The 7,999-nt window shown below is 54.3% G+C and carries 7 protein-coding genes; 5 read left to right on the forward strand and 2 right to left on the reverse strand.

The window, feature by feature from the left end; all coding sequences use genetic code 11:
• A complete protein-coding gene (locus tag GKAS_RS08870) occupies positions 1-1,689 on the forward strand; it encodes a PglL family O-oligosaccharyltransferase (RefSeq protein WP_051910742.1) in 1,689 nt (562 codons plus the stop codon).
• A gap of 2 nt (positions 1,690-1,691) precedes the next feature.
• On the opposite strand, the gene GKAS_RS08875 is transcribed toward GKAS_RS08870, so the two are convergent.
• The gene (locus tag GKAS_RS08875; protein WP_035893557.1) at positions 1,692-2,378 is read right to left on the reverse strand and encodes a helix-turn-helix domain-containing protein; all 687 of its coding nucleotides are present in this window, start codon (positions 2,376-2,378) and stop codon (positions 1,692-1,694) included.
• Positions 2,379-2,619: 241 nt separating this feature from the next.
• Here GKAS_RS08875 and GKAS_RS08880 point away from each other — a divergent pair, with 241 nt between their 5' ends.
• From GKAS_RS08880 to GKAS_RS08890, 3 genes are all read left to right on the forward strand, one after another.
• On the forward strand, positions 2,620-3,234 hold the full coding sequence (locus tag GKAS_RS08880; protein ID WP_035893559.1) for a hypothetical protein: 615 nt from the start codon (positions 2,620-2,622) through the stop codon (positions 3,232-3,234).
• An 81-nt stretch (positions 3,235-3,315) separates the two neighbouring features.
• A complete protein-coding gene (locus GKAS_RS08885; RefSeq protein ID WP_035893561.1) occupies positions 3,316-4,242 on the forward strand; it encodes a LysR family transcriptional regulator in 927 nt (308 codons plus the stop codon).
• A gap of 115 nt (positions 4,243-4,357) precedes the next feature.
• A complete protein-coding gene (locus GKAS_RS08890) occupies positions 4,358-5,515 on the forward strand; it encodes an NADH-dependent flavin oxidoreductase (RefSeq protein WP_035893563.1) in 1,158 nt (385 codons plus the stop codon).
• A 9-nt stretch (positions 5,516-5,524) separates the two neighbouring features.
• Here GKAS_RS08890 and GKAS_RS08895 read toward each other — a convergent pair whose 3' ends face one another.
• Positions 5,525-6,481, reverse strand: coding sequence for an AraC family transcriptional regulator (locus tag GKAS_RS08895; protein WP_035893564.1), 957 nt, complete (start codon positions 6,479-6,481; stop codon positions 5,525-5,527).
• A gap of 115 nt (positions 6,482-6,596) precedes the next feature.
• On the opposite strand from GKAS_RS08895, the gene GKAS_RS08900 reads away from it, so the two are divergent.
• On the forward strand, positions 6,597-7,793 hold the full coding sequence (locus tag GKAS_RS08900) for an MFS transporter (RefSeq protein ID WP_035893565.1): 1,197 nt from the start codon (positions 6,597-6,599) through the stop codon (positions 7,791-7,793).
• The last annotated feature ends 206 nt before the right edge of the window (positions 7,794-7,999 follow it).

The raw sequence follows: 7,999 nt of genomic DNA on the forward strand, positions 1-7,999 counted from the left end.
ATGGAGAACCAAAACAGGGACGTTACCGATTCGATTTCCACCATGTTAGTGGTCATGTTGGCCGTGATTTACCTCGGCGTGATGCATCTGGTGATACCCAATATGGGTGGTACCGGCAGCGAACTGCCGACCTCGCTGTGGGTCTGGTTTTGCCTGCTGGTTATGCTCGGCTGCGGTTGGTCATCGTTGATTCGCACCACGGTAATTCTGGCGCCGGGCACCCGGTGGATAATGTTCGGGGCGCTGTTGATGAGCGTACCGATGACCTGGAGTCCAGGCGCGGATTGGCGGCTTGAGGCACTGCCGCGCTTCGCCGGGTTGTGGGGTGGCGTTCTTCTGCTGTTACTGATGACAAACTGCCGCTTTAGCCTTCGTCAGCGGCAGATAGTGCTATATCTGGTGGCGCTAGCCGGGATGATACAAGCGGTCTACAGCCTGCTGGGGCTGCATCTTCCCGTCATACTTCCGCAGTTTGAACAACAGGTACTGGCGGCGTCACCGGGAAATATTAGCGTGTTTCAGCAGCGAAACGTGGCGGGTTCTTTTCTGGCCTGTGGCGCAGCGGTGTGGCTATATAGTTCGGGCTGCCCATCTTTTCGCTGTCAGAATCCGCGTCTGGAAGCCTGGCGCATGGCGCTGGCCAGCGCGGCGATTGTGGTGTTGTTCTGCGCATTAACCGAGATTCAATCCCGCATTGGTTGGCTTAGCGCGCTTGGCGTATATGGCGGGATGGCCTGTCTCTACTGGCGTGGAAATCCAGGCTGGCGACGGGGCGTGCTGCTGGGGTTGCCGCTGGTCGGGGTCTATGTCGGGGCGCTGATGATGCCTCTTTCACTTGCCGATGCGCTAGCGCGGCATCAAGGCTCCACGTTGCAGCGGCTGATGATTTTGCACGAAACCGTTCGCATGATTGCACAGCGTCCCTTTTCCGGCTGGGGATATGGTAGCTATGTCTGGCACTTTAGCCACTTTATTGCCGACCGCGCGGTGCCGATTGACAACGGCATCCGCGTCATCCCGCATCCGCATAATGAAATCCTCTACTGGTGGGTGGAGGGGGGGATTATCGCGCTGCTGGGGCTGGTGATGATGGCGTGGGCGGGCGGGATGATATTGCTACGGCGAGCCACCCGCTCAAGGCTGTCGCTGCTGTGCTGCTTACTCCCTTTATTGCTCCATACCCAGGTGGAATACCCGTTTTATCAATCGACCGCGCACTGGCTGACCTTTATTTTATTGCTGAGCCTTGCCAGCGCGGAGCAGGACGCTGCGTATACGTTGACGTTTTCACGGCTTCCCTGGTTTTCTGCGCTGATATTGAGCGGTGTTTGTCTGTGGGCGTTTGTGGTTTTAGCGGCGCTGCGCCAGCAGGACGTTTTAACCCATTTTGAGCAGCAGCCCGACAGCTATTACCGTGAGGTGTTAATGCTGCATGAGACGGGGTTAGGTATCGAGCGGTTAAAGAAAGATCGTGCACAGGCATTGATTGTGGAATATCAACATTCCGGCAACCGGCAGGCGTTATTGGCATTCACCGCCCAGGCGGGAAACTGGCTAAATATCTGGGTTGATGACGACATGTACGATAATCTGATCAATATTAATTTATTTTTGGGTAACACGTTTGCCGGCCAAACGTTAAAATCTGAAGCGCAACGGATATTTAGCGAAGAACGTCGTTTCCAATAATATCAGAACGCGACAGGTAATTTATCCATAGCAATCAGTACGCCTGATTTCATTTCGATATAATTTCCTTTTTTTAACTCAGCAAGAACATCCATGATTCGGCTGCGCGAAATTCGGGTGCGGCGTTGAATAAATGACGAAACCTTGATTTGCAGGCGTATATCCTCAGGATACAGCCATAATTCCATGAGCAGTGAACGAATTTTACTGTAGGCATCGTTGCCCACCAGTTCACTGTCACGGGCGCTCATTACCATCACGCGCTGTGCCAGAATTCGGGCAATATCATGCCATAAATTAAATTCATCACACTTCTCAACAAAGAGATCCAGCGGAATAATCCATCCGGTACATTCTGTTTCTGCACGAATATAGTGTTGTGGGCGTGCCTGAACATCGTAATATAGGCTGTAACCGTCGATGAGTCCTACGACGGTAGGCGCGAATACGGTCGCCATATGCAAATCAACCTGCGCGTGACTTACGGAAAAACATCCGGTCGTCACCAACAAAATAAACGCCGTTTCCCTATCGTTACTGAGCAACATTTTAGTGCCGGCATTCAGGGTAAAGGCCGTACCGAAAGGTGCCAGTACTTTATGTAAATCCATTATTGCCTTTAGCGGCTTAGTTTGTTGGCTAAACTCGAAGGCGTGCAATGGACGAGGTAAATCATCTGATTGCGACATGCATTATTTCTCGGTGAGTAATATGAAAGGAGTATAGCATGCCGAAATTGGATTATATAGCTGATATTAATGATTGTTTTTGATTTGTTTTATCGAATAAGACTAATCCTTTAACAGAGTCCGAAATCGTTATTTTTAGATGCAGGGGATGAGTCCAATAATGGACGGCGACACCTATTGTAATAATATTTCGTGCTGGTTAGTATTTTGCAGTGAGAAAGACCAGTGAGAGTGGTGTGAAATGGAGGTTATCAGTTATAGTGATAATATATTTCTTAATTATGGTATTAAGGAAATATTAAGGTTTTCGTCTTCAGAACCGCATCAGTATAAAATCAACAATGCGCCGATAGATTCTATTATCATCCTCAATGACCTGGATATTCGTCAGACGATTGATGCCCTGAAAGCGGAAAGCGCTCGTTTTTTGTACCAGAACGTCATGGTACTCACGGAGATCGTTTCACCGCTGATTGTTGGCTATTTATTGCGCAAATGCCGAGGGCTGGTGGTTTATAGTATTAAAAACAACGTGAGCCACGTGCTGATAGATGTGCAGAGTCGGGAACCTCGCAAGGAAATAGAACAGGCGCACTATTTCTCGTTGTCAGATAATGAACTCTTTATTCTGCTGTCACTTAGTATGGGAATGAAGCCAGAGCTATTAACCCGTATTACAGGGCGCTCGGAAAAAAGAGTCAGCGCCATCAAGCGCGATGCAATGAGTCAACTCAACATCAAAAATAGCCATATTTTTTACGATGTGATTAAGGCGATTCTCATTCCGCAGGGGGGCGCTGCCCCATGTAAAAAGCACAAACTCACCAGCGAAATATTGTCAGTTTCTGGACGCTGATTTTGTCGCTATCCGGGGAAGTTTGTGCTCGCTATACTGCACGCATTTGGGGAATATTTTTCCCGTATAGGTGAGGAATGCATGGAACTCAACCGTATTGGTGATATTGCGGCGTTTATTGCCGCGGTCGATGCTGGCAGCTATACCCGGGCGACTGCCAGCGTGGGTTTGTCGCGTTCGGCTATTGGTAAAAGCATTACGCGCCTTGAAGCACAGCTCGGCGTGCGGCTGCTCAACCGCACCACGCGTCAGCTTAGCTTGACGGAGGAAGGGTGCATTATGTATGAGCGCTGCAAACGTATCCTGGAAGACCTTGAAGCTGTAGATGACGCCATGGCGCTGCGGCGTGAAAAACCGACCGGGACGCTACGGCTAACCGCACCACTTTCCTTGGGGCAGCGCCATATTTTGCCGGTTATTGACCGCTTTTTACGGGCATCGCCCGCGCTACGTGCCGATGTGGTGTTTACCGACCGCTTTGTGGATCTCATCGATGAAGGGTTTGATATCGCCATTCGTATTGGCGCGCCGCGCGTGGATTCACAGATCCTGACCCGTACCATCGCGACCCAGCATATGATTACCTGCGCGTCGCCCAGCTATCTTGCTGACCGCGGTATACCGACCACCCCAGAGGCGCTTTGCGAGCACGATACCATTTTCTTTCGCAGCGCAGAACGGCGCAGGAGTTGGCGCTATGCGATGCCCGACGGGGAATTTGTCTATGAAGGGCCAGGGCGTATTGATATTGATAGCTCGGAGGCGATGCTCTCCTCCGCGCTGTCTGGTTTTGGTATTATTCAACTGCCGGACTACCTTGCCGCCGAGGCGCTGGCACAAGGCACGCTGGTGGCTATTCTGACCGAATTTAAGATCCCACCGGATCCGGTACGCATTATTTATCCCAGTAAACGCTATCTATCTCCGCGCATCCGTGGCTTTGTCGACCTGATTGCCGAAGAGTGGCAGACGCTCGGCGCGCCCTGGGAGCGCATTACCCCTCCGTAGGCCTTTTCTGCGCGTGGTGCGCCCCTGGTATGGGACGCACATTCCCGAATGTTTGTTTTAGTATGCCCACCATCGATGACCATTCCGGTCTTAGTATTTTCATCGTGGAGCAGACATGAAGGACTATCGTTTTCTTAAACATATTACCTTGCCGAATGGCGTAGAAATTAAAAACCGCGTGGTGCTGCCGCCAATGACGGAGCAAATGTCATTTGAAGATGGCTCCGTCACCCTGGAAGAAATTCACTATATGCAGCAGCGTGCCGGTGGCGTAGGGCTGTTTATTACCCCGGTGGCGTATATCAACAAAGAGGGTAAAGGGTTTGAAGGGCAATTAGGCGTTGAGGATGACGGTAAAATCGCCGGGCTGGCAAAACTGGCGTATGCGATAAAAGCCCGGGGCGCTAAAGCCATTCTGCAAATCTTCAGCGCCGGCCGGATGACCAATCAGTGGATCACCCGCGGTCTCCAGCCGGTAAGTGCCAGCGCGGTCGCTGCGCCGCGTCACGGTGCTGAAACGCCGCGCGAGCTGAGCGGTGATGAAGTCGTCGGCCTCATCAATGATTTTGCCGAAGCGACCCGCCGCGCCATTCTGGCCGGTTTTGACGGGATTGAACTGCACGGCGCGAATACCTATCTGCTCCAGCAGTTTGTGTCACCGCACTCTAACCGCCGTACCGACCAATGGGGCGGTTCGCTCGATAAACGTCTGGCGCTGCCGATGGCGGTTATTGACGCGGTGATGAAGGTGAAACAGCAGTACGGCCGCGCGGATTTCATCGTTGGCTATCGCCTGTCGCCGGAGGAGATTGAAGAGCCCGGCATTAGCCTCGACGATACCCGCTATTTCGTCGAGAAACTGCAGGAGACGGCGCTGGATTATATTCACGTATCGTTAGGTTCCGTTTGGCGACCATCCCTGCGCGATAAGCACAATACGGCGCCAATTGTGACCCAGCTTAAAGCGGTGAGTCCGTGCAAACCTATTATTGCCGTCGGTAATATCCGTACGCCGGAGCAGGCGGAAGAGGTGATGCAGAGCGGCATTGATTTTGTGGCGCTGGGACATCAGTTAATCATTGAGCCGAACTGGGTTGAAAAGGTGGCCGCGGGTAACGAAGAGGCGATCCGCTATCACCTGCACGCGGCGGATTTCGACCTGCTCGGCATTGCGCCTCCGTTCCTCGAATTCATTCGCGATATGCCCGGGTTTGATATCCAGGGGCTGAACGATGAAACGCAGCGCCAGATTGATAATGTGACCTACCTGTAGGCGAGAAGGCTATACCTCCTCGGGGACAGGCAGCGCTTCGCGTAATGTCCCCGGCGAGTGGCCAACCACCCGCTTGAACGCCCGGCTAAAGGCGGCGACTGAACCGTATCCCAGACGAAGGGCAACGGTTTCAATCGTTTGCTGTTCCTGACCGATATACTGGATAGCAAGCCGCATCCGCAGCTCGCCGAGGTATTTCGCCGGAGTGGTGCCGGTTGCGGAAAGAAAACGTTCGGCAAATACGGATCGCGACGTTCCCGCCTCTTTGGCAAGATCGGCGACGCTCCAGTTAGCGCCCGGCTGCTGGTGCATGGCGTAAATCGCCCGGCTCAGACGCGGGTCGCGCAGTACCTGAATCCAGCCGGTTGCTTTCCCACAGCCGCTCTCGACCCAGCCACGCACAATCAGCGCGGCCACTACGTCCGCCAGACGCGCTAAAATCCCGGCAAAACCGACCTGACGGCCCAATGATTCGCGTTCCATCGCGGAAAGCAGCGCCTGTATTTCAGGTCGCGATGACATCAGGCTGCTCACCATCATCACTTCCGGCATCGCTTTGATAAGCGGCTGCATCCCGCCCAGTTCAAAATTCATACAGCCGGTAAAGATAATCACGTTTTCGCCGTCCGGGCAGGTCTGACAGTGAATATCGTAGACCTCACTGCAGATAGGCTCGCTGGGAAAATCGGTAATGGGCGTGACCGCGGCGGCGTCATCAGAGAGCAGGGCATGGCCCTCACCGTTGGGAATAAACACCGCGTCACCGCTGTTCAGGGTAAAGCGCTCGCCGCTCTGCATGCGCAAAATTGTCGGTCCACGGCTGACAAAATGAAACTGCGCTTTTCCTGGCACATCACCGAACGACACGCCAAATGGGGCGCTGGCTTCAAAGCGGCGATAGTTGACGCCGGAGAGACGCATGCCGCGCAGCAGTTCGCTAATCATATCAGGGGCATTCAGGGCCATTTTCGCAACTCCGGACGAATTATCAAAAAATGAAGATTATCCATCATAGATCGTCCTGACGTAACTTTCTATGCTTTGCGACACACATCACAATTTTATAACCGGAGATTAACCGATGAATTCATACGTCGCAGAAAGCGAGTCGTCCGCCCCTGCCAAACCCGCCTGGCGCGCCGTGTGGTCACTGGGCCTTGGGGTATTTGGGCTGATTACCGCCGAGTTTTTACCTGCCAGCCTGCTCACGCCGATGGCCTCAAGCCTGGGTGTTACCGAGGGGGTTGCCGGGCAGACGGTGACCGCCACGGCGCTGGTTGCGCTGGTGACCGGCTTGCTGATTACCTCGGCGACCAAAAGCATCGACCGCCGTTGGGTGCTGATGTTCTTCACGTTCTTGCAGATTATCTCCAGCCTGTTGGTGGCCTTTGCGCCGTCGTTGCAGGTGCTGTTGATGGGACGATTGCTGCTTGGGGTGGCAATCGGTGGTTTCTGGGCGATGTCGACGGCGACCGCCATGCGCCTGGTACCCGCGCGCGATGTGCCGAAGGCGCTGTCGATAATCTTTGCCGGTGTCTCTATCGCCACCGTTGTTGCCGCGCCGCTGGGGAGTTTTCTCGGCAGCCTGATTGGCTGGCGTAACGTGTTTATCCTCTGCGTGGTGCCGGGTGTGCTGGCATTGCTGTGGCAACTGTGGGTGCTGCCGTCGATGCGTCCGGAAAACGGCGGTAGCCTGCGTACGTTGCTGCACGTGCTGCGTCGTCCGGGAATGATTGGCGGGCTGCTGGCCACCATCTTTATCTTCAGCGGCCACTTTGCGTTCTTCACCTACCTGCGTCCATTCCTGGAAACGGTAGGCCGCGCCAGCGTAGAGACGATTTCGCTTATCCTGCTGGGCTTTGGTCTGGCTAACTTTGTCGGCACCTCGATTGCCGGGCATCTGCTGGCACGTAACCTGCGTCTGACGTTGGCGCTGGTACCATTTGGCATGGGCGTGCTGGCGCTGCTGATGGTGGCGTTTGGGCATCTGGCACTGCTGGATGGGCTGCTGGTGACGCTGTGGGGCTTTGCCTTTGGGCTGGTGCCGGTCGGTTGGTCAACCTGGCTTGCGACGACCGTACCCGACGAAGCGGAGAGCGCAGGCGGGCTGATGGTCGCCTCTATCCAGTTGGCTATTAGTGCGGGGGCCGCGGGTGGCGGGCTGGTGTTCGATCTTAATGGTGCTAGCGGTGTGTTTACCGTGAGCGGGGTGCTGCTGGTGGGGGCGATGGTGATGGTGTTTGCGGGGGTGAGGGTGAAGCCGGCGGCTGCTGAGTAGGGCTTTTCTTTGAGCTGATTGCTGTGCGTACAATTGTGGGCGGTTATCAGGTAAGGGGGGATCTATTTGGGTTTATCACTCCGTTGCGCTCTCTTTCAGTGCTAGCCATATAAATGGTTCCGGCGCAGAGAGCGCGCAGGGGGAGGCCAATCGCCGCCGCCCCCTGCACCCCCGGGCTCTGGCGGCAAAATCGCCACTTCGTGGTT

This window comes from Kluyvera ascorbata ATCC 33433, from assembly GCF_000735365.1.
In the GTDB taxonomy this organism is placed as follows: Bacteria; Pseudomonadota; Gammaproteobacteria; order Enterobacterales; family Enterobacteriaceae; genus Kluyvera; species Kluyvera ascorbata.